This window comes from Mesorhizobium sp. M1066, assembly GCF_040318635.1.
Lineage (GTDB): Bacteria > Pseudomonadota > Alphaproteobacteria > Rhizobiales > Rhizobiaceae > Mesorhizobium.
The window spans coordinates 62,955-83,065 of record NZ_JAMYMR010000017.1; the positions used below are offsets into that span (position 1 = coordinate 62,955).

A 20,111-nucleotide genomic window follows, 5' to 3' on the forward strand; every position below is an offset into this window, starting at 1 on the left:
GGAAGGATTCGGGATGTTTGTGGGGTATGCGAGAACCAGCACCGTCGAGCAGCAAGCAGGTTATGAGGCTCAGCTTCGTGATCTCAAATCGCAGGGTTGCGACAAGGTTTTCAGGGAGCAGGTGTCTTCCGTAAATTCGCATCGCCCGGAACTAGAGCGAGCAATCGAGTTCGTGCGAGAAAACGATGTTCTCGTTGTCACCCGACTTGATCGACTCGCCCGCTCCGTTGGCGACCTGCAACAGATTGTTGGCAGGCTGGAGGCCAAGAAGGTCGGGCTGAAGATACTAGACATGGCGATTGATACGTCCTCGGCAACCGGCAGACTTCTCATGAATCTCGTGGGCTCTATCGCCCAGTTTGAGCGTGAGATTATGCTGGCCCGTCAACGGGAAGGCATTGCCAAGGCCAAAGCTGAACACAAGTTCAGAGGACGTGCCCCCACGGCCCGCCGCAAGACATCTGATGTCGTCTCGATGCATCGGGCGGGAAAGAAGCCAACCGACATTGCCAAGGCACTCGGCGTGGGCCGCTCATCGGTCTACCGAATTTTGGCAGCAGTAGCATAGTGGGACTCGGAGGATAGGCACGATTGCGGAATCGGGGCGCAGCTTCAACATCAGGCGCTATCGATACACAGCGCCATTTTCGCCGGCGCTTTAAGGTTGACGGCTTGCTGTTCGAATTCGCCGCTATCAACGGCGGCCCGGTGACATTCCGAACCATCGGCGGGGCAACCCCATTGAAAGCGTTTGCAGGCGGCTCATGGTTGGCATGGGACGCCGAGGTCGCCCAGTTCACGGAAGGCGGCTACTTTCGAAATGGATTTCCCGTTCTGCGGCACGTTGTGGCGTTGACCGCAGAATGGGTCCAGCGGGAAAAGCCCTACAGCTTCCATTTCGAGGCGACCGACGACAGAAAACACCGGATTTATGAATACCTCGTCGCACGATACGGCAGGTCGATAGCTCACCGGTATACATCCTATCGGGACGGCTGCCTGTTCTGCTTTGTGCGCAGGTCCAATCCATAGTTTCTGCACTCAATCCGTGCCGAGCAGCTTATCGCCCGTTTGACTGCCGTACTTACGGAGCCGATTCGGAAAACGGCAAAATATTATACCTGTTCTACAGATCAAAAAGCAATATTATTTCGTCAAAAGTCAACAAGTCTTTGTCTACATATGTCTGACATAATGTAATACGCATCAATATTCTTCCAATCCGCTAAGCGGATTGTCGGTCAGCATTTCCATTTTGTCATATCGCCAAGCGATTTATCATGAGCATTTTTGAAAAGGCATTGCGCCAACAACGTTATAATTGTATCTAATAGAAAGTAAAAGAAATGAATATAGACGAATTTCTCCAATCAATGGATGTAGAGAAAGCACCAAAATCAATACAGACTATAATCGATAATTTTAGAGAAGATTATCGAGTAATATATATGGAATTTATGACTTCAGTTAGTGGTGATAGATACCAAATTGCAAACTTTCAGCTATCACAGCTTTTAGTCGAGATGAACCTCTCGATCCTATATATCCTGCAATCTGCAAATCTGGACCCGAAGCAATATGTTTAGTGTCCGTCTCGATCAACCAATACACGACGCTCTGGGCATCCTAGCAAAGCGATCCTCGCTCAATGCCAGTTCATTCGTCCGCCAGATCATCAACAACTACCTTGCTAAGCACGCCACGAAAGTAGCTAAAGAGCTGATTCGAAACGAGGTGCATAAGCACGATCTGAATCAGTTCGTCACCATTCCATTCGTACAGGCAAGCGATCCGGAAGCTGCCTACCGCCGACTGTCCGGAAAGGCCGAACACGCCATCACGCCGGCAAAGCCATTTGCCCTTTTCGAAAGGGATCGCCCCACAGGAGAGCGATTGGTGAAAGCCTACTTCTCGGCCATGCGTAGGAAGTTTGGCTCAGATGGTAATCTGCCCGCATTGGGCGTTTATGAGACGATAAAAAAGAACGGCATAGATGCCACCTTCTTGCATTATCACTGCCTGCTGGCCATCCCAGAGCCCGAGGAAGGCCGTTTCGTCGAGGCGACCTCCGATTTCTGGACAAAGATAGGAAATCGCCACTTTGGCACGCCCATCATTTGCAAGGTAGAACGAGCTAATTCCAAGGAAGCCGTGGCCGGATATGCATTGAAAAACGTCAATGACGATTACCCAATCGACTCCATCATCATGGTGGGTTTCGACCGGGTACTCGGTTGACGGAAACAAAGCCAATCAAATGGTCGGCAAGCCTGCTGACTGCACTTTCCTTGATAGGATTATTATCCTAGTCTTGAAGTTTCCACACGGAGATCGCAATGGCTAGGTCGAAACCCTCACAGCGGCTATCGCAGGCTGAAATCGACCGCTTTGTGGCGGCAGCGGAAGAGCTACACAAGGCCATCGTGAAGCCGTTCATATCGCCGCATTGCGACCACTACCGAGCTACCCGTGTCTTGCATGAGGTTCTATTGAAAGCCGTTCGAGATGTCACCGGCAAGGAAGTCGGGTTCATCCAGTGGTACACGACGGGACCGGTACAAAAAATCTAATTGGGTCAATCTGCCGCTTTGATGGCTACAGCGGGTTCTTCCACTTTCGGCAGTTTCTCCCGCTGAAACTTTTCGGCCTTCTTCACTATTGCATCATAGCGAAGTGGGTTTGCCTTTTTCAGATAGTTCACAATGGCCAATTGGCGGCTGTAATCCGCATTCGAAAATAGTTTCAACTCCAATGACGGCCAGATCGTAGCCACTATGGAAAAAGCTATGGCTATGAACAGAAGACAGATGATTGTTCCGCCAATAAACATGATCATGTATGAAAGGAATTGGTATTCGATTGCAAAATTTATGACTGGTGACATGATGTTGAATTCATCGATTTGGGAGCTTTGAATCGATATGGGCCTGTCCCCTACGGCCACAAAGAATTTGGCTTGTGGTTCAATTCCATTACTCAGGCGATAGCCGCTTGATATGGCAGAAACAGTGATCACGTCACCGGGGTTCATGGTGAAGTGCTTATCACCCGAAAGGGACTCTATTATCCCGTCATGTTGAATCAATGCATTCTTATATTCCGTAGCTCTAACCAGAACATCCTTGTAAATCCGGTTCCCATTGTTACGAATGTCAAACCTTTGAATCGTATACAGTTCGGCATAGGAGTTTGGGTCTGCGGAAACCAGCAGCTTTTTACCGGCCTCCATGGGAATGCCAACTATCGTTTCATGAACTGCAATATTTGGGGTTTGCGGACCATCTGTCAGAAAATAATAGCTGAATGTCGCAACAACAATCGCACTCAAAATGGAACTTATGGTTGCGATAAAGACGTTTTTCATTGCCCGCCGTCCTAAGTGAAAATCGAACCAGTATAACAGGCAAATCCTATGGTTACAGGAGCTTACCGGGGTTTCCACGGGTTTTATTGGGTCCGTCAAACCTAGTTTGTAGCCGATTCCTATAATTTTTTAGAGTCATGGAAAGCTGGACGCAGAACACACCAATTGTGTCTCCGATTCAGACGAATTCCTAAGGTGTCCTGTCCCGCTCTTGCTCTGCCACGGCTGACAGGATGGTGAACATCAGCTTGGCTATGCCATTGCCGGTCACATCGCCACCGATGTTCAGCATGTGAAGCTGAACACCATATCCCTCACGTCTTCCGAGGTGTTCAGACCATCACGGGCTGAACGAACCATACGATCTAGCTTGGTGACTACGATCACATCCCCTTTGCCTGTTTCTGCCACCATACGGCCCCCTGTGGACGTTCAGCCAGTGGAATGGAACCAGACACGCCAGCTTCAACGAACGTCTCTGTGTCCGTCCAGCCCTTCATCATCGCATAGCCTGCAAGCTCACGGGTCTGGGTCTCCAGTGATTCACCATTCTTGGCTTGTTCGTCGGTGCTGACTCGAATGATACCTTTCCGGCTCTAGCCAGTGCAAATTCTTCCTTGGTTCTGGTGGCCTTTGGCAGCTTGGTCTTGTCACCCCCAAAGCCCAAATTCAGGACGAAAAACGCTTCTCTGCCGTCCTTGTCCCGGTTGTCGGGATAGATGGTTCTGGTGGCACCACCTTTGAACTTGATCACGTATCGGGAGTCCAATGCAGACTTCTTTGCAGCACCTTCGGCAGCACCCAGCCATAGTTCCTTACCAGCTTCGTTGTCAGCTTCCATGGCGGCTTTGCGGTACACCTTTGCCCAATGCTTCCTGTCCAGTTCGATGGACTCCACAATGGTCCTGATGTGTTCAGCCGCCTTGGCTCTTAGCTGGTATAGCTGTTCAATGGTCACTTCCCCTTTGCCAGTTCCTACCTTGGGGAAATGAATGCGGATGCCGTCTATGGATGCCTCACGTTCTGACTGGATTTTATTCCGCTCAATCTCCAATGCCTGCATCTCGTCGTTGATAGCCTTGATCCGCTTGGCATTCTTCACCATGGGTTTCCTGAATGACTCCTCTAGGATGTCATCGGCTTCCGTCATTTTCACGTACTTTTGTTGGTTCTTAAACAGCCCTAGCCGCTCACCATCCAACTGTTGAATTTTATCAGTGATTGTCTCTTGGCTTGATCCTGTCCCGCCATGGATGATTTCTTGAAGATCGATTTCAGCGACAAACGACAAGAACGAACCTTCAAAGCGTTCGTAGTTCCATGGTGCAGCTTCATGACATTTCCCGGTTAGAGAGCCCTTGCAGTAGAACTGTATGGCTCTGCCCGGCTTTGGGTTCCTGATGGTCATGGGCTCTTTGCAGAATGCACACTTGGCGATGCCCGAGAACAAGTTGGAATATGTCTTTCCCTTCCTGCCTCTCCCGGTGCGCTGGCGTTGCGCCATGCCTGCCTGAATGCGGTTGTATTCCTCTATCGTGATGACTTGTGGAAAGATCATGCACGGTTCGGACTTCGGTGGAGCGTAAAGCCCGTATGTCGCCTTGGATTTTAGGATGTAATGGACATTCGCTATCGTCCAATATTCTGCCCTGCCCTTCCTACGCTTATCCATGGCAAACGGTTTGATGCCATTGGCATTCAGGGTTTTGGCAATCATGGGCAAGCCACAACCGGCCAAGCTCATGTCACACACTCGCCTGACAATCTCTCCCTTGTCTTCGTCCAGCTTGGCCTTTTTGGTTTCAGGGTCTTTGAACAGCCAACCCGGCAGATTGCCAGACACCACTTGGCCCGTGTTTTGGGCAAGCGCATTGCGCTTGATATAGCTGTTCTTCACTCGCTTCCCTTTCATGGCTGACTCTTCCTTGGCCCGCATTGCCACCAGCACAAGAGTCAGTGCGTCCATGTCGTCACAATCGGGACGATATTCCTTCTCTGGCGATAGGGTGACGATGATGATTCCAGCTTTCCAAATCTCTTGGACGATGGCAGCGGTGGCAAACATGCCTTGACGTGACAGGCGATCAATCGACTCCACCAACAGGTAAGAGCCACGCTTGATTTTTCCTGCCTCTGCGGCTTTCAGGAATGCCCCTAGCGCACCCTGTTCAAGGTTCCTGCCCTTGAATGCTGACAAGCCTGCATCGGTCATGATGCGATCATCAGCCAACGGGATTCCGTTTTCGATGCTCCACTTTTCGGCCAATGCGAATTGGCGTCTGTAGCTATCGCCAGAACCTTGGATAGCGGTGGACCAACGAATGTATGAGTAGGCTACAGGTCCGGTGTAGGCCAATGCCGTTTCAGCCACCAAATCCGGCTTGATAGATTCAAAGTTCAGTGATTTGGCCACGATAGATTCAAAGTTTTGATCCGTAGGCACTATAGATTTGTCATTTGTTTTCATATGGTTAGCTCCGTTCGGACACATGTGGGCGTGCCCCAAAACGGTTTCAAGGGCTACCCGATGTCCAAACGTTTAAGACGTGACGCGCCAGACGAAACCAGCGGCGAAGACGCGTTCGGCCATAACAGAGAGAATGCGATTGTCGGCGATGTCAGCCACGGCGGCATTGTCAGGCGCCGGACCCAGCAGCGACGTCAGTTCCTCTTCGCCGCCTTTGCGTTTTGCGGCGCGTGCGCGAATTTTCTTGAAATCGGCCATTGGTCCCTCGGCAACTGGAATCAATCTAACACTTCCCGTGTGAGCCGGCAGCCTCTACCTCTTACGGCAAGCCAATGACCCTGGAGATGGCCATGAACAAGACGATCGACGACCTGGCGAACCGCTGGCTCAAGCGGCGGCCGGACGGCCTCAGCCAGCTCGAAAGCCGGGTGCTGCAATCGACGCTCGAACGGACCACCATCTCGCGCGACACCAACAAGGCCGTCGCCTTCCACCAGACCTTCGGCGACCGGCTCGCCGACACGATCGCCCGCATCGGTGGGTCATGGTCTTTTATCCTGACCTTCATCGCCTTTCTGATCCTGTGGACATCAGGCAATGTCTGGCTGCTGTCGCGTGACGCCTTCGATCCCTACCCGTTCATCTTCCTCAATCTCGTTCTGTCGATGGTCGCCGCCTTGCAGGCGCCGGTGATCATGATGGCGCAGAACCGCCAGACCGAACGCGACCGCATCGACGCCGCCCACGATTACGAGGTCAACCTGAAAGCCGAGATCGAGATCATGGCGCTGCATGAAAAGCTGGATGAACTGCGCCACGGCCAGATTCTCGGTATGCGCGACGAGATCGTGCAGCTGACCGAAATGGTCAAGCGGATCGACGAAAGGCTGTCTTCGCAGCAGTCGGCTTCATGACCGACGCAATCCATCATTTCATCGAACAATACGGGCTGCTCGCGGTCTTTATCGGTTGCGTCGCGGAGGGCGAAAGTGCCGCCATCCTTGGCGGCTTCTTCGCCCACCAGCAGGTCTTCGTCCTGTGGCACGCGGTTCTTGCGGCCGCGCTCGGCGCCTTCGTCGGCGATACTTTCTTCTTCATCCTCGGACGAAGCTTCGCCGACCACCCCTATGTCGTCAGATTGCGCAAACGGCCCGGCTTCCGCCGCGCCTTTCGGCTGCTCAACACCCATCCCGACATTTTCGTGCTGTCCAACCGCTATATCTACGGCATGCGCCTCGTCGGCGGCATTGCGGCCGGGCTTTCCAACATCGCCGCGCCACGCTTCGTCATCCTCAACGCGCTTTCATCGGCGGTCTGGGCGGTGCTGTTCGGCACGATCGGTTATGTCTTTGGACTTGGCGCCGAGCGCGTCATCGGCCAGGCGTTGATGCATCACGAACGGTTGCTGATCGGGCTTGGCATCGGGCTGACCGTGGCCGTTCTGGCATGGCTCGTCGCCCGTCACATCGCCAGGAAGGAACGCGCCAGGGAGGACTGATCGTCAATCCACGCCGAGCGCCTGATCCCCCCGATCGAGGATAAGCGGGATGATCAGGTCTTCCTCGTCGGCAAGATGCCTTGTCAGCATGGCGATCAGCCGGCTGTTTTCGTCGGCATAGGCGTCGGCGGCGAAGCGCTGTCTGTCTTCGCTCTCCTGAAGCGTCTTGATGAACGCGTTGGCCGCCTCGGCATTGCGCTCCAGCCCTTCATGGATGGTGTGATGGTCGGCATCGAGAATCTCGAAACCGTGCTTCAAACGGGGCTCTGCCTTGGCGAAGACCGGAAAATATTGATAATCCTCGACATTGTGGTGACCGTCGAGATGCCCAAGAAAATGATTGAGGCGCGGCGCGAACCAGCGCGCGAAATCAGGCGCCGTCAGCCGTCCCTCACGGTAGTCTCCAATACCGTTGGCCAGCATACCGCCAAGTTCGCGGAACATGTCGTGCCGCTGCAGCCACATATTGGCGATGCCATGGATGTTGGCATGGTCTTGCCAGTTTTCACGCGGGTATTTTTCGACGAGCCAGCGCAGATCGTCTGGCAGGCCAGCACGCTCAAGAAGCAGAAAGCTCGTGGCTTCGGACATGACAGTCTCCTTTGGTGACTGGCATGTAGGCATCGAAAGGCTAGATCGGTAGTCCCGTAATCCGCTCGATAATGGCGATGCCCCAGACGCCGGCGACGATGAGCACCGAAATCAGCACCGCCAGCGAACCGCAATCCTTGGCCAACTGGATATCGACATTGAACTCGCGGCTGAAAGCGTCGCATGCCGCCTCGATGCCGGTGTTCAGCACTTCGACCATGATCAAGAGCAGCACGGCGCCGATCAGCAAGGCATAGCCGCGCCACGAGATCGAAACGAACCAGCCGAGCGGCAGTGCCAGCGCAAGCAGCGTCAGTTCCTGCTGGAAAGCCTTCTCGCTGGTGGCCAGCTTGCGAAACGCGCGCACCGAATTGAAATAAGCATCGATCAGCCGCTGCATGCCAAACCCCTTTGCGAATCACCGGCACGGGATAATGCAATGGCTGGCCAGATCAATGGAATAAGGTGACTTGTCCAAGATTCATTCAGCAACCGGTATGGACGGTGTCGACTTTTCAAACTGTGGCAGCCCGTCGTCGATCGAATAATAGTCGCCCTTGTCACCGACGAAGATATGGCATTCCCCCTCAAGGCCTGTCGGCTTGTCGAACGATCCGGCCATGACCGAAACGTAGTCCTGGTCTCGCGGCTTCCAGAACAGCACCGATCCGCATGCCTTGCAGAACCCACGCCTGGCGAAGGTAGAGGCTTCGTACCAGGTGATACTTTCCGTGCCCTCGATCACAATGTCGGCGTTGGCAACATTGGTCGCGGCATAGAAATGTCCGCTCTGCTTGCGGCATTGCGAGCAATGGCAATAGACGACGCCACGCAGCGCTCCGTTCGTTCTGAAGCGGACGGCTCCGCACAGACACGATCCCTGGTGACCATCACTCACGTCGACCTCCTTGAAGAAAAGTGCCTGGCATCGCCTTCAGGATTCCAGCTTTGCGGCCCACGCACGCAAGCAAATGCGACATGTACTGGCGTGGAGAATCCGAAATTCGGTTTCATTTTCAAGAGTGCGATGCCCGAATCGCGAATTCAAGCCGCCGCACCGGCGTTGTTTCCAACTGTTGGACGCACGGACTAAGGCTTTTACAGCCCGCAGACAGAGAAAACCCGCTGAACCTCTGTCAGTTAAGGAAACTTTAGCGACAGCGCATTTATGGTCACCTGCAAGCGAAGGCCGTGGGTGGGGACGCATCCTTTCGCAAGTTGTTCCGAAGCGTCGGTCGCATTCCCCAGGGCTCGGCGACAAAGGGTATCCGTGAATTCCGCGGAACATCCGAGGGGAAGAACCAAGATGCAGCCGGCAGCTGTCCCGACCGAACGAAGCACCGACATGGCAGCCAATGTTGTCGCGACAATGCGCCAATTGGGCGTGCTCGGCCTGCCGCGCAATTACGAGATCTTCTATGAGGCCCTGAGCGGCACCAATCGCGAACTCAGCCTGGCCGTCGTTTCGCTGACCAGCCGGCCGACACAGGATGAACTGGATCAGATCGGGCGCACTTTCTTTGCCCACAACCATGGTCCTGGCATCGTCGAGCATGCCAGAGACGTCATTGCCAGGGAGCTCGAGGAGGTTGCTTCGCTGCTGCGGAGCGAGCGCAGCCACATCGAGAAATACGGCAGGATCCTCGATGAGACATCGAGCGGCCTCAGCGGCCGCAGCCTTCTCTCTCAGGATCTCCTGCAGAAGATCGCCAACGCCATGGCGGTTGCCACCAATTCGACGATCGATCACGGCCGGCAGGTGGCCTCTACGCTCGGCGACAAGACGGCCGAACTCGAGAGCGTCAAGTCGAAACTTGAGGAGTACAAGCGGCTGGCCGACACCGATCCGTTGACCCATATCTGGAATCGGCGCGCCTTCGACAAGGAGATCACCAGGATCTACAACAGCAACAGGGGTATCCTGTTCAACGCCCTGGTTCTTGTCGACATCGACCGCTTCAAGGATATCAACGACCGCTATGGCCACCCGGTCGGCGACAAGATCATCCAGAGCATCGCCGGTATTTTCCAGACCAGCATTCGCGGCGACATGTTCGTCGCCCGCACCGGCGGCGAGGAGTTCGCGCTCATCATCGAGGGCGCCAGCGAGGACGCCACCTATGACGTCGCAGAGCGTATTCGTGCCCTGATCGAGCAGACGCCGTTCACCAGCAGCCAGACTGGTACGAATTACGGCACCGTCACCGTCTCGATGGGTATCTGCATGGCGTCCGAAGCCGAAGGACCCGAAGATCTCTACACCAAGGCCGACCGGGCGCTCTATCGCTCCAAAGTCAGCGGGCGCAACCGGGTCACCAAGCACTCGAAGATGGCAAGCCGGGCCGGCAAGAGCTGGTTGCTCTACAAGAAGGACTGAGCTTCTCCCGTCGACCGCTTCCGCGGATTGTTTTGCATTCGCCCTTTCCATATGAATTTTTGTGAACTATATTTTCCACAGAAATAGGAAAGCGCTGCCATGCAACCTCAAACCGCTGCCAAGACAGCCGAAAACGCAGTCCTGACCAAGGCCACGCTGCGCGCGGCCGATCTGCTGGACATCACCGCCAGGATGCTGGCCTCGGTGATCGGTGTTTCGGAGGCCACGGTTTCGCGCATGCGCAGGGACGAATTCCTGCTCGAGCGCGGCACCAAGCCATTCGAGCTTGCCGTGTTGTTCGTCAGGCTGTTCCGCTCGCTCGACGCCATTGTCGGCGGCGACGCGCTCGTCGCCCGGGCATGGCTGAAGAACGCCAACACGGCGTTCGACGCCGCTCCGCTTGAAAAAATCCTCACCATCACCGGGCTCGTCGATGTCATTGCATATCTGGACTCCCGACGCGCTCTCGTCTGAGACCGTCGGCATCGACGGCAAATACTGGCGCATGGTCGAAGCGCAGCACCATGTCTCGACGCTGAAAATCGTCGACACGCTCGACGAGCAGGCGATGCTGGAAGACCTGATCGAGGAAACCAAACCGCAAATCCCAATTGAATGCCGCCATCTCCACTATCTCCTGGCGACGCCCTTCCGCTACGGCTCGGTCTATCCGCACGGTTCGCGCTTCCGCCGCGCCGGCAGGACCAAGGGCGTCTACTATGCGGCCGAGACCATGATGACCGCGGTTGCCGAAATGGCCTTCTACCGGCTGCTGTTCTTTGCCGAGTCGCCCGGAACACCATGGCCAAGCGACGCCGCCGAATACACGGCCTTTGCCGCCGCGATCAAATGCGCTGGAGCAATCGATCTCACCCGGCCGCCGCTCGATCGTGACGTCGCTGCCTGGGCGCATCCGACCGACTATGCCGCTTGCCAAACCATTGCCGATACTGCCCGCGAAGCCGGGCTGGAGGCGATCCGCTACCGCTCGGCGCGTGACCCCAAGGGCGCCAACATTGCGCTGCTGACCTGCCGCGGCTTTGCCAAGGCCAAGCCGATGGAGCCGCAGACCTGGCGGATCCGCCTCGGCGCGTTCGGCGTGCAGGCGATCTGCGAATTTCCGGAAAAACGGATCGAATTTGCCAGAACCGCCTTTGCCGATCCCCGTCTAACCGACTTGCGCTGGGAACGCGGGCGCTGAATCAACCAAAAGAAAAGCGCCGGATTTCTCCAGCGCTCTTTCATCAACGTTCAGGCCGAAAACAAGCTTAGCCGTTGACCGCCTGCTTGTGCCGCACCGGGTGGCTCTTCTTCAACAGATCCGAGACCAGGAAGGCCAGTTCGATCGCCTGATCGGCGTTGAGGCGCGGGTCGCAATGGGTGTGGTAGCGGTCCTGCAATTCCTCGGCAGTGATGGCGCGCGCGCCACCGGTGCATTCGGTGACGTTCTTGCCGGTCATCTCGACATGGATTCCGCCCGGATGCGTGCCTTCGGCGCGGTGCACCTCGAAGAAGGTCTGCACCTCCTTCAGGATGCGGTCGAACGGCCGCGTCTTGTAACCGGCGGCCTCGATCGTGTTGCCGTGCATCGGATCCGACGACCACACCACGGAGCGGCCTTCCTTCTGCACCGCGCGAACCAGCTTCGGCAGATGGTCGGCGACCTTGTCGGAACCGAAACGTGCAATCAGTGTCAGCCGGCCGGGTTCGTTTTCAGGATTAAGCAGGTCGATCAGCTCCAGCAAGCCGTCCGGCGTGAGCGACGGGCCGCATTTCAGCCCCAGCGGGTTCTTGATGCCGCGGCAATATTCGACATGCGCATGGTCGGGCTGGCGGGTGCGGTCTCCGATCCAGATCATGTGACCCGAGGTGGCGTACCAGTCGCCGGAGGTCGAATCGACACGCGTCAGTGCCTCCTCATAGCCGAGCAGCAGCGCCTCGTGGCTGGTGTAGAAATCGGTCTCGCGCAGCGCGTAGTTGGTTTCCGAGGTGATGCCGACGGCCTTCATGAAGTCCATCGTCTCGGTGATGCGGTTGGCAAGAGACTCGTATTTCTCGCCCTGCGGACTGTCGGACACGAAGCCGAGCATCCAGCGGTGCACATTCTCCAGGCTGGCATAGCCGCCTTGCGCGAAGGCGCGCAAAAGGTTGAGCGTCGCCGCCGACTGGCGATACGCCATCTCCTGGCGAGCGGGGTCCGGAATGCGCGACTTGGGGTCGAATTCGATGCCGTTGATGATATCGCCGCGATAGCTGGGCAGCGTCACCTCGCCCTTGGTCTCGTTGTCGGATGAGCGCGGCTTGGCAAACTGCCCGGCAACGCGGCCGACCTTCACCACCGGCTGCGCGCCGGCGAAGGTGAGCACCACGGACATCTGCAGGAAGACGCGGAAGAAGTCGCGGATGTTGTCCGCGCCATGCTCGGCGAAGCTCTCGGCGCAATCGCCGCCCTGCAGGAGGAATGCGTCACCGGCGGCGACAGAAGCGAGCTGCTTCTTCAGCTTGCGCGCCTCGCCGGCAAAAACCAGCGGCGGAAAGGTTGCGAGCTGGGCCTCCGTGTTCTTCAGCGCGGCAAGGTCCGGATAGGCAGGAACCTGCTTGATCGGCTTTGCTCTCCACGAATTCGGCGACCATTTCGTCATCGCTGCACCAACACTCTTTCCGGCGAGCACCCTCGCCCCCACTCCAGCCCCTATATGGGATGGCGGCTCCATACACGAAGCCGTTTTCCTATTCTAGACCGGAATTCAAGCGCTGGCGAATGGTCCGGGGCGGGCTATGCCGCCTTCTCCACCAGCCGCGCCAACTGCGTCATGACGACCGCGGAGCCCGCCAATCGCTTCTCGGGGGTTGGCCAATCGCGCACGAAGACGACGCTGTGGTCCGGCCGGATCTTGGCCAGCGAGCCCTGCTCGCCGATGAACCGGACGAGCCCGACCGGGTTGGAGAATTCGCGCTTGCGGAAATGGATGACGACGCCCTTCGGCCCGGCGTCGAGCTTCTCGACATTGGCTTTGCGACAGAGCGCCTTGATGAAGACGATCTTGAGCAGATGCTTCACCTCTTCCGGCAGCGGGCCGAAGCGATCGATCAGCTCGGCGCCGAAAGCGTCGATTTCCTCGGTGTTCTCGAGATCGCCGAGACGGCGATAAAGCGCCAGCCTGAGTTGCAGGTCCGGAACATAGCTTTCCGGGATCATCACCGCCGTGCCGACAGCAATCTGCGGCGACCAGCCGCCATCCTGGACCTCGCCGGAATCCTTCACCTCGGCGACAGCCTCTTCCAGCATCTGCTGGTAGAGCTCGAAGCCGACCTCCTTGATATGGCCGGACTGCTCTTCGCCCAGAAGATTGCCGGCGCCACGGATGTCGAGATCGTGGCTGGCGAGCTGGAATCCGGCGCCCAGCGTATCCAGCGATTGCAGCACCTTCAGCCGGCGCTCGGCGGTGTCGGTGAGCTTGCGGTTGGCCGGCAACGTGAACAACGCATAGGCGCGCACCTTCGAGCGACCGACGCGACCGCGTAACTGGTAAAGCTGCGACAGGCCGAACATGTCGGCGCGATGGATGATCAGCGTGTTGGCGGTCGGGATGTCGAGACCGGATTCGACGATGGTCGTCGATAACAGCACGTCGTACTGGCCGTCATAGAAGGCATTCATGATGTCGTCGAGTTCGCCCGGCGGCATCTGGCCATGTGCCACCGCCACCTTCAACTCCGGCACGGATTCCTTCAGGAAATCATGGATTTCCGAGAGATCGCTGATGCGCGGCACCACATAGAAGGAATGGCCGCCGCGATATCGCTCGCGCAGCAGCGTCTCGCGGATGACCAGGGGATCGAACGGCGAGATGAAGGTGCGCACCGCCATACGGTCGACTGGCGGCGTGGCGATCAGCGACAGCTCGCGCACCCCGGTCAACGCCAGTTGCAGCGTGCGCGGGATCGGCGTCGCCGACAGCGTCAGCACGTGCACGTCGGTCTTCAAATCCTTCAGCCGCTCCTTGTGCTTGACGCCAAAGTGCTGCTCCTCGTCGATGATCAGCAGGCCAAGGTTCTTGAACGAGATCGCGGAACCAAGCAGCGCGTGCGTGCCGATGACGATGTCGACCTGCCCTTCGGCGATGCCCTTCTTGGTTTCGGCCAGTTCCTTGGCGCCGACCAGCCGCGACGCTTGGCCGACACGAATCGGCAGGCCGGAGAAACGCTGCGAAAAGGTCTTGAAATGCTGGCGCGACAACAAAGTCGTCGGCACCACCACCGCCACCTGAAAACCTTCCATCGCCGCGATGAAGGCGGCGCGCAGCGCCACTTCGGTCTTGCCGAAGCCGACATCGCCGCAGATCAGCCGGTCCATCGGCTTGCCGGCAGCAAGATCGTCGCGCACCGAATCGATGGCCGTCTGCTGGTCGTCGGTCTCTTCATAGGGGAAGCGGGCCGCGAACTCGCCATAGAGGCCTTCTGCCGGCACCAGTGGCGGTGCAGAGCGCATCTGCCGCTCGGCGGCGATGCGGATCAATTGACCGGCCATGTCGAGCAGACGTTTCTTCAGCCGCGCCTTGCGCGATTGCCAGGCGCCGCCGCCAAGCTTGTCCAGCGTCGCCTCGGCCGTGTCAGAACCGTAGCGCGACAGGAGTTCGATGTTTTCCACCGGCAGGAACAGCCGGTCGTCACCGGCATAGTGGATTTCCAGGCAGTCATGCGGTGCGCCGACCGCTTCGATGGTGCGCAGGCCAATAAAACGGCCAATGCCGTGGTCGGCGTGGACGACAATGTCACCGGCCGACAGCGCCGAGGCCTCGGCAATGAAATCCGAGGGACGCTTCTTGCGTTTCGAGCGCCGGATCAGCCGGTCGCCCAAAATGTCCTGTTCGGCGACGACGACCAGTTTTTCGGTCTCGAAGCCGGATTCGAGCGGCAGCACGGCCAGGGCCGCCTGCCCCGGCTCGAGCTTTTCGGCTTCCGCCAGCGTCGCCACCTGCTTGAGGTTGCCGAGATGGTGTTCGGCAAGGATCTGGCCAAGCCGGTCGAGCGAGCCTTCGGTCCAGCCGGCAATGACAATGCGGCGGCGCGCCGCGCGCTCGTCGGCGATGTGTTTGACGACGACATCGAACACGTTGGCGTTCGGATCGGCGCGCTCCTCGACGAAGCTGCGGCCGTGGCGCGAGCCGGCGTGATAGACCTTCTTGGCGCCAACGTCGGGCGCGTCGAATGGGGTGAAGTCGATCGCTTCACGCGGCCCTAGCGAGGCGATCAGGTTTTCCGGGGAGAGATAGAGCAGGTCCGGTGCGACCGGCTTGTAGGGCACGGCGTCCTTCAAGGCACCGTCCGCCTGCTTCTTGCGCGCCTCGTAATGGTCGAGGATCAGCGTGTGGCGCTCGGCCAGCGCCTCATGCGCCAGATGGTCGAAGATGACAGGCGTGTGAGGCAGATAGTCGAACACCGTCTCCAGCCGTTCGTAAAAGAACGGCAGCCAGTGCTCCATGCCGGCGAAGCGACGCCCTTCGCTGACCGCCGCATAGAGCCCGTCATCGCGCTGCGGCGCGCCAAAGGCTTCGATATAGGAGCGGCGGAAGCGGCTGATGGTTTCCGGCGTCAGCGCCACTTCGCTCATTGCCTGCAGCGCCATCGACTTGCGCTGGCCGGTGGTGCGCTGCGTGGCGGCGTCGAACACACGGATCGATTCCAGCGTGTCGCCGAAGAAGTCGAGCCTGAGCGCTTCGGTCCAGCCGGGTGCGAACAGGTCGAGAATGCCGCCGCGGACGGCGAATTCACCGATGCCGCGCACGGTCGGCACGCGCTCGAAACCGGACGTTTCCAGTCGCGACACCAGTACGTTCATGTCGATCTGGTTGCCGGGCCTGGCGTGGAAGGTCTGTGCCTCGACGAGATCCGCCGGCGGAATGCGCTGCAGCAGCGCATTGGCGGTGGTGAGAATGACGGCGCGGTGCGGCTTCTTCGCCAGCGCGATCATGGCGGTCAGTGCATCGAGGCGCTTGGCGGCCGCATCCGAGCCGGGCGAGACGCGGTCGTAGGGCAAGCAATCCCAAGCCGGCAGTTCCAGCACCGGCAGGCCGGGGGCCGTGAAAGACAGCGCCTCAACGATCGCCGGCAGGCGCTGACCGTCGCGCGCGACGAACAGTACCGGCTTGTCGGGCGCGATCTCGAGTGCTGCCTGCACCAGCGCAAAGGCTTCGTAGCCATCGGCGACGCCGTCGACGATGAACTGACCGGCGCGGTCTTTCGGCAAACCGATGGTGGGAATGAGGCTCATCAAATCACGGTCTTGTTTTATCGCAATTCCCCAGGGAAAACCGCTTCGTACTTTTCCTGGAATTGCTTGTGTTCAGAATGTCAGAGAATGGCGGAAAGCCAGGATCTTTTGCAGGACGGCACAATCGATGTCGGCCGGCACCGGGCGTTCGCCGGTGACCATGGGCAGGAATTCGGTATCGGGAATGTCGAGGAGCCTCTCATATTGGTCGATTTCCTCAGCCGTCAAGGCGCCGATCTCAGCGTCGGCGAAAGTGCCGAGGATAAGGTCCATCTCGCGCATGCCGCGATGCCAGGAGCGAAACAGAAGCTTGCGGCGATGGACGTCGAGCCCCTCGCTTGATCTCGTCGTTCCGGTCATCGTGCCGCATCCTTGCTTGCTGCGGCGCATATAGCGTGGATAGAAGGGGCTGTCAGCCTTGCAACGGCCCGGTTGGCGTCTAACATCTCGGTGTGACGAACATTCCTGACAGTATCGGCGCTAGCACCCCCCTCTGTCCTGCCGGACATCTCCCCCTCAAGGAGGGAGATCGTATGGCACGACTGCTTTCGCCAATTTCCAACTGCGCAAGGCGGGCGGCGAGGTCAGAACTGCTAATCTCCCCCCTTGAGGGGGAGATGGCCGGCAGGCCAGAGGGGGATGAGCGCAGACACCGCATGGTTTCTCTCAGATGAGACCTTCCATCCTCGATCCCTTGTTTGTCCCGATCACGTCGCTTGCAGGCGTTGGACCGAAAGTCGGCGCGCTGATCGAGAAAGTCGTCGCCGCCGATCTGGGTGATCGCGTCGCCCGCGCGGGCGACCTTCTGTTCGTGCTGCCGCACACCGTCATCGACCGCCGCAGCCGGCCGGGCATCGCAGGATCCGCGGAGGGCCAGATCGTGACGCTGGAGGTGCGCATCGACCGCCACCAGCCGCCGCCGCGCGGCAACAGGTCGGTGCCTTACCGGGTCTTCGCCCATGACGACACCGGCGAGATCGCGCTGACCTTCTTCCATGTTCACGCTTCCTACCTCGAAAAGGCGATGCCCGAGGGCGAGCATGTCGTGGTCTCGGGCCGCATGGAATGGTTCAATGGCCGCCCGAGCATGGTCCACCCCGACCATATTGCGCTGGCCAGCGAGGCGGAAAACCTGCCGCTGGTAGAACCGGTCTATCCGCTGACGGCCGGGCTCTCGGGCAAGGTGCTGCGCCGGGCGATCGGCCAGGCGCTGGCGCGCGTGCCCGAATTTCCTGAATGGCAGGACGGCGCCTTCATGCGCCGGCACACCTTTGCGGCCTTTGCCGATGCGCTCGCCCGCATCCACAATCCGGCCGACCCGATTGACGTCTCCATCGACGGCGCCGCGTGGCGGCGGCTCGCCTATGACGAGTTGCTGGCGGGCCAGGTGTCGCTGGCGCTGGTGCGGGCAAAAGTCCGCAGGCTGTCCGGGCGTCCCCTGGTCGGCGACGGCCGCATCGTCGAAAAACTGCGGGCCGCACTGCCCTATTCGCTGACATCGAGCCAGGAGTTTGCGCTGGCCGAAATCAATGCCGACCTCGCCGATCCCGAGCGCATGCTGCGGCTTCTGCAGGGCGATGTCGGCTCCGGCAAGACGGTCGTCGCGCTGCTGGCCATGGCACGCGCCGTCGAGGCCGGCGGCCAGGCAGCCTTGATGGCACCGACCGAAATCCTGGCGCGCCAGCATCTGGCGACCATCACGCCGCTTGCCGCCAAGGTCGGGCTGCGCATCGCCATCCTCACGGGCCGCGAGAAGGGCCGCGAACGCGCTGATACGCTGGCCGGCCTGGCAAGCGGCGAGATCGACATCGTCGTCGGCACCCATGCGCTGTTCCAGGAGACGGTCATGTTCCACGACCTGGTCTTCGCCGTGATCGACGAGCAGCACCGTTTCGGCGTCCATCAGCGGCTTGCCATCACCGCCAAGGGCGATGCGCCAGACATGCTGGTGATGACGGCCACTCCCATCCCGCGCACGCTGGTGCTGACCGCTTTCGGCGACATGGACGTGTCGAAACTGACGGAAAAACCGGCCGGCCGCCAGCCGATCCGTACCGTTACGCTGCCACTCGAGCGGCTCGACGAACTGGTCGACCGCATGGTGGACGCCATCGCCGGCGGCCAGAAGATCTACTGGATCTGTCCGCTGATCGAGGAATCCGAAGAAATCAAGCTGATGTCGGCCGAGGACCGCTTCGTCTCGCTGAAACCATTGTTCGGCGACCGTATCGGGCTCGTTCACGGCCGCATGAAAGGCGCCGACAAGGACGAGGCGATGCGCGCCTTCAAGCAGGGCGAGACACGCATCCTGATCGCCACCACGGTCATCGAGGTCGGCGTCGACGTACCGGACGCCACCGTCATGGTCATCGAGCATGCCGAGCGCTTCGGCCTCGCCCAATTGCATCAGTTGCGCGGCCGGGTCGGGCGTGGCGACAAGCCCTCCTCCTGCGTGCTGCTCTATAAGGACCCGCTCGGCGAGACCGCAAAACGCCGACTGTCGGTGATGCGCGAGACCGAGGACGGGTTCCTGATCGCCGAAGAGGACCTGAAGCTGCGCGGCGAAGGCGAATTGCTGGGCACCCGCCAGTCCGGCACGCCAGGTTTCCAAGTGGCTCGCATCGAGGCGCATGCCGACCTTCTGGAGGCCGCCCGCGACGATGCCAGGCTGATCCTGTCGCGCGACCCGGAGCTGCAATCGCAGCGTGGCGAGGCGTTGCGCCTGCTGCTTTATTTGTTCGGCCGCGACGAGGCCGTGCGGCTCCTGCGCGCCGGCTGAGCCAGGGCGGCAACCGACGGGTTGGCGAGCATCCCCTCGATCGGCTCGCCATTCACGACAACCATTTGCTTGACCTCGGGCGCCACCAGCCCGGCCGAGACGATCAGCTTGGCGCCGTCCTCGATCGTCATGTCGAGCAGCACGATGTCCGACTTCGGCACATACATCAGGAATCCGGTGGTCGGGTTCGGCGTGCACGGCATGAACACGGCAATCAGCGGATCGCCTTCCTGGTCGAGCTTCTGGTTGATCTCGGTTTCCTTCTCGCTGGCGACGAACACCAGCGACCACACACCCTTGCGCGGATATTCGACCAGCCCGACCTGGCGGAACATGTCACCCTTGTTCGACAGCACGGTCTCGAAAATCTGTTTCAGCGAGCCATAGATGCCGCGCACCAGCGGCATGCGGCCAAGCAGCCGCTCGCCGAAGTTGACGATGGCACGGCCGACAATGTTGGCTGTCAGGAAGCCGATCAGCGTGATCAGGATCAGCGCCACGATCAGCCCGAACCCCGGCACCGGAAACGACAAATAGGTGTCAGGGCTGTAGCGGGCCGGAATATAGGGTTTCACCCAGGAATCGACCCAGCCGATGAAAGACCATGCAATGTAGGCGGTGATCGCCAGCGGCGCGCAGACAATGAAGCCCGTGAGGAAATAGTTCCTCAGCCGGGTCACGCCGGAGGTCTTGGGAGCATCGGACATGGTTCACCGGGGCGCGGGTTGCAGCGCAACATAGTGAACCAGAGGACGTATTGG

General features: G+C 58.8%; 21 protein-coding genes and 1 pseudogene. 10 read left to right on the forward strand and 12 right to left on the reverse strand.

Going from position 1 to position 20,111, the window contains the following annotated elements; translation table 11 throughout:
- Positions 1–13: 13 nt before the first annotated feature.
- The 4 genes from NKH52_RS20835 (at position 14) to NKH52_RS20850 (ending at position 2,570) form a co-directional block, all read left to right on the forward strand.
- The gene (locus NKH52_RS20835) at positions 14–568 is read left to right on the forward strand and encodes a recombinase family protein (RefSeq protein ID WP_352605381.1); all 555 of its coding nucleotides are present in this window, start codon (positions 14–16) and stop codon (positions 566–568) included.
- Between the two features lie 104 nt (positions 569–672).
- Positions 673–1,032: a hypothetical protein gene (locus NKH52_RS20840; RefSeq protein ID WP_352605378.1), complete on the forward strand. Its 360-nt coding sequence runs from the start codon at positions 673–675 to the stop codon at positions 1,030–1,032.
- Between the two features lie 546 nt (positions 1,033–1,578).
- On the forward strand, positions 1,579–2,238 hold the full coding sequence (locus tag NKH52_RS20845; RefSeq protein ID WP_352732992.1) for a YlcI/YnfO family protein: 660 nt from the start codon (positions 1,579–1,581) through the stop codon (positions 2,236–2,238).
- 98 nt (positions 2,239–2,336) lie between these two features.
- On the forward strand, positions 2,337–2,570 hold the full coding sequence (locus tag NKH52_RS20850; RefSeq protein WP_352732995.1) for a hypothetical protein: 234 nt from the start codon (positions 2,337–2,339) through the stop codon (positions 2,568–2,570).
- A 5-nt stretch (positions 2,571–2,575) separates the two neighbouring features.
- On the opposite strand, the gene NKH52_RS20855 is transcribed toward NKH52_RS20850, so the two are convergent.
- The 5 genes and pseudogenes from NKH52_RS20855 to NKH52_RS20875 form a co-directional block, all read right to left on the reverse strand.
- The gene (locus NKH52_RS20855; RefSeq protein ID WP_352732998.1) at positions 2,576–3,364 is read right to left on the reverse strand and encodes a hypothetical protein; all 789 of its coding nucleotides are present in this window, start codon (positions 3,362–3,364) and stop codon (positions 2,576–2,578) included.
- Positions 3,365–3,649: 285 nt separating this feature from the next.
- A complete protein-coding gene (locus tag NKH52_RS20860; protein WP_352733000.1) occupies positions 3,650–3,778 on the reverse strand; it encodes a recombinase family protein in 129 nt (42 codons plus the stop codon).
- Positions 3,748–3,948: a recombinase family protein gene (locus tag NKH52_RS20865; protein WP_352733084.1), complete on the reverse strand. Its 201-nt coding sequence runs from the start codon at positions 3,946–3,948 to the stop codon at positions 3,748–3,750. The genes NKH52_RS20860 and NKH52_RS20865 overlap by 31 nt, the downstream gene beginning before the upstream one ends.
- A complete protein-coding gene (locus NKH52_RS20870; RefSeq protein WP_352605368.1) occupies positions 3,864–5,831 on the reverse strand; it encodes a recombinase family protein in 1,968 nt (655 codons plus the stop codon). The genes NKH52_RS20865 and NKH52_RS20870 overlap by 85 nt, the downstream gene beginning before the upstream one ends.
- Positions 5,832–5,912: 81 nt before the next feature.
- Positions 5,913–6,089: pseudogene (locus tag NKH52_RS20875) on the reverse strand (DNA-3-methyladenine glycosylase I); the annotation flags it as partial.
- A gap of 92 nt (positions 6,090–6,181) precedes the next feature.
- Between NKH52_RS20875 and NKH52_RS20880 the strand changes: the two are divergent.
- Entirely contained in the window at positions 6,182–6,745 is a 564-nt protein-coding gene (locus NKH52_RS20880; protein ID WP_023810564.1) for a DUF1003 domain-containing protein, read from the forward strand.
- Positions 6,742–7,329 (forward strand): DedA family protein, encoded by a 588-nt coding sequence (locus NKH52_RS20885; protein ID WP_352733004.1) that lies wholly within the window; start codon positions 6,742–6,744, stop codon positions 7,327–7,329. Before NKH52_RS20880 ends, NKH52_RS20885 begins: the two co-directional genes overlap by 4 nt.
- Positions 7,330–7,332: 3 nt before the next feature.
- Here the strand turns inward: NKH52_RS20885 and NKH52_RS20890 are convergent, their stop codons facing one another.
- The 3 genes from NKH52_RS20890 to NKH52_RS20900 form a co-directional block, all read right to left on the reverse strand.
- Entirely contained in the window at positions 7,333–7,920 is a 588-nt protein-coding gene (locus tag NKH52_RS20890) for a hemerythrin domain-containing protein (RefSeq protein WP_127296166.1), read from the reverse strand.
- 40 nt (positions 7,921–7,960) lie between these two features.
- Positions 7,961–8,320: a diacylglycerol kinase gene (locus NKH52_RS20895; RefSeq protein ID WP_352733007.1), complete on the reverse strand. Its 360-nt coding sequence runs from the start codon at positions 8,318–8,320 to the stop codon at positions 7,961–7,963.
- Positions 8,321–8,401: 81 nt separating this feature from the next.
- Positions 8,402–8,818: a GFA family protein gene (locus NKH52_RS20900; protein WP_027036778.1), complete on the reverse strand. Its 417-nt coding sequence runs from the start codon at positions 8,816–8,818 to the stop codon at positions 8,402–8,404.
- Positions 8,819–9,226: 408 nt separating this feature from the next.
- On the opposite strand from NKH52_RS20900, the gene NKH52_RS20905 reads away from it, so the two are divergent.
- From NKH52_RS20905 to NKH52_RS20915, 3 genes are all read left to right on the forward strand, one after another.
- Entirely contained in the window at positions 9,227–10,297 is a 1,071-nt protein-coding gene (locus NKH52_RS20905; RefSeq protein ID WP_352733010.1) for a GGDEF domain-containing protein, read from the forward strand.
- Between the two features lie 99 nt (positions 10,298–10,396).
- On the forward strand, positions 10,397–10,771 hold the full coding sequence (locus NKH52_RS20910) for an MbcA/ParS/Xre antitoxin family protein (RefSeq protein WP_352733013.1): 375 nt from the start codon (positions 10,397–10,399) through the stop codon (positions 10,769–10,771).
- Entirely contained in the window at positions 10,731–11,498 is a 768-nt protein-coding gene (locus tag NKH52_RS20915; RefSeq protein ID WP_352733015.1) for an RES family NAD+ phosphorylase, read from the forward strand. Before NKH52_RS20910 ends, NKH52_RS20915 begins: the two co-directional genes overlap by 41 nt.
- Positions 11,499–11,565: 67 nt before the next feature.
- Here the strand turns inward: NKH52_RS20915 and NKH52_RS20920 are convergent, their stop codons facing one another.
- The 3 genes from NKH52_RS20920 to NKH52_RS20930 form a co-directional block, all read right to left on the reverse strand.
- Entirely contained in the window at positions 11,566–12,939 is a 1,374-nt protein-coding gene (locus NKH52_RS20920; RefSeq protein ID WP_352733018.1) for a class II 3-deoxy-7-phosphoheptulonate synthase, read from the reverse strand.
- Between the two features lie 134 nt (positions 12,940–13,073).
- A complete protein-coding gene (mfd, locus tag NKH52_RS20925; RefSeq protein WP_352967731.1) occupies positions 13,074–16,571 on the reverse strand; it encodes a transcription-repair coupling factor in 3,498 nt (1,165 codons plus the stop codon).
- A gap of 72 nt (positions 16,572–16,643) precedes the next feature.
- A complete protein-coding gene (locus tag NKH52_RS20930; RefSeq protein WP_352733023.1) occupies positions 16,644–16,931 on the reverse strand; it encodes a succinate dehydrogenase assembly factor 2 in 288 nt (95 codons plus the stop codon).
- 310 nt (positions 16,932–17,241) lie between these two features.
- On the opposite strand from NKH52_RS20930, the gene recG reads away from it, so the two are divergent.
- The gene (gene recG / locus NKH52_RS20935) at positions 17,242–19,350 is read left to right on the forward strand and encodes an ATP-dependent DNA helicase RecG (RefSeq protein WP_352733025.1); all 2,109 of its coding nucleotides are present in this window, start codon (positions 17,242–17,244) and stop codon (positions 19,348–19,350) included.
- On the opposite strand, the gene NKH52_RS20940 is transcribed toward recG, so the two are convergent.
- A complete protein-coding gene (locus NKH52_RS20940) occupies positions 19,302–20,057 on the reverse strand; it encodes a DUF502 domain-containing protein (RefSeq protein WP_027036784.1) in 756 nt (251 codons plus the stop codon). The two genes, recG and NKH52_RS20940, sit on opposite strands and share 49 nt — an antisense overlap.
- Positions 20,058–20,111 lie beyond the last annotated feature (54 nt).

Excerpts from the sequence above, each read along its gene's own strand:
- mfd (WP_352967731.1), bottom strand. The coding sequence starts at position 16,571 with ATGAGCCTCATTCCCACCATCGGTTTGCCGAAAGACCGCGCCGGTCAG.
- recG (WP_352733025.1), top strand. The coding sequence starts at position 17,242 with ATGAGACCTTCCATCCTCGATCCCTTGTTTGTCCCGATCACGTCGCTT.
- NKH52_RS20860 (WP_352733000.1), bottom strand. The coding sequence starts at position 3,778 with ATGGTGGCAGAAACAGGCAAAGGGGATGTGATCGTAGTCACCAAGCTA.
- NKH52_RS20890 (WP_127296166.1), bottom strand. The coding sequence starts at position 7,920 with ATGTCCGAAGCCACGAGCTTTCTGCTTCTTGAGCGTGCTGGCCTGCCA.
- NKH52_RS20930 (WP_352733023.1), bottom strand. The coding sequence starts at position 16,931 with ATGACCGGAACGACGAGATCAAGCGAGGGGCTCGACGTCCATCGCCGC.
- NKH52_RS20915 (WP_352733015.1), top strand. The coding sequence starts at position 10,731 with ATGTCATTGCATATCTGGACTCCCGACGCGCTCTCGTCTGAGACCGTC.
- NKH52_RS20835 (WP_352605381.1), top strand. The coding sequence starts at position 14 with ATGTTTGTGGGGTATGCGAGAACCAGCACCGTCGAGCAGCAAGCAGGT.
- NKH52_RS20910 (WP_352733013.1), top strand. The coding sequence starts at position 10,397 with ATGCAACCTCAAACCGCTGCCAAGACAGCCGAAAACGCAGTCCTGACC.
- NKH52_RS20845 (WP_352732992.1), top strand. The coding sequence starts at position 1,579 with ATGTTTAGTGTCCGTCTCGATCAACCAATACACGACGCTCTGGGCATC.
- NKH52_RS20885 (WP_352733004.1), top strand. The coding sequence starts at position 6,742 with ATGACCGACGCAATCCATCATTTCATCGAACAATACGGGCTGCTCGCG.
- NKH52_RS20895 (WP_352733007.1), bottom strand. The coding sequence starts at position 8,320 with ATGCAGCGGCTGATCGATGCTTATTTCAATTCGGTGCGCGCGTTTCGC.
- NKH52_RS20905 (WP_352733010.1), top strand. The coding sequence starts at position 9,227 with ATGCAGCCGGCAGCTGTCCCGACCGAACGAAGCACCGACATGGCAGCC.
- NKH52_RS20855 (WP_352732998.1), bottom strand. The coding sequence starts at position 3,364 with ATGAAAAACGTCTTTATCGCAACCATAAGTTCCATTTTGAGTGCGATT.
- NKH52_RS20880 (WP_023810564.1), top strand. The coding sequence starts at position 6,182 with ATGAACAAGACGATCGACGACCTGGCGAACCGCTGGCTCAAGCGGCGG.
- NKH52_RS20940 (WP_027036784.1), bottom strand. The coding sequence starts at position 20,057 with ATGTCCGATGCTCCCAAGACCTCCGGCGTGACCCGGCTGAGGAACTAT.
- NKH52_RS20850 (WP_352732995.1), top strand. The coding sequence starts at position 2,337 with ATGGCTAGGTCGAAACCCTCACAGCGGCTATCGCAGGCTGAAATCGAC.
- NKH52_RS20870 (WP_352605368.1), bottom strand. The coding sequence starts at position 5,831 with ATGAAAACAAATGACAAATCTATAGTGCCTACGGATCAAAACTTTGAA.
- NKH52_RS20920 (WP_352733018.1), bottom strand. The coding sequence starts at position 12,939 with ATGACGAAATGGTCGCCGAATTCGTGGAGAGCAAAGCCGATCAAGCAG.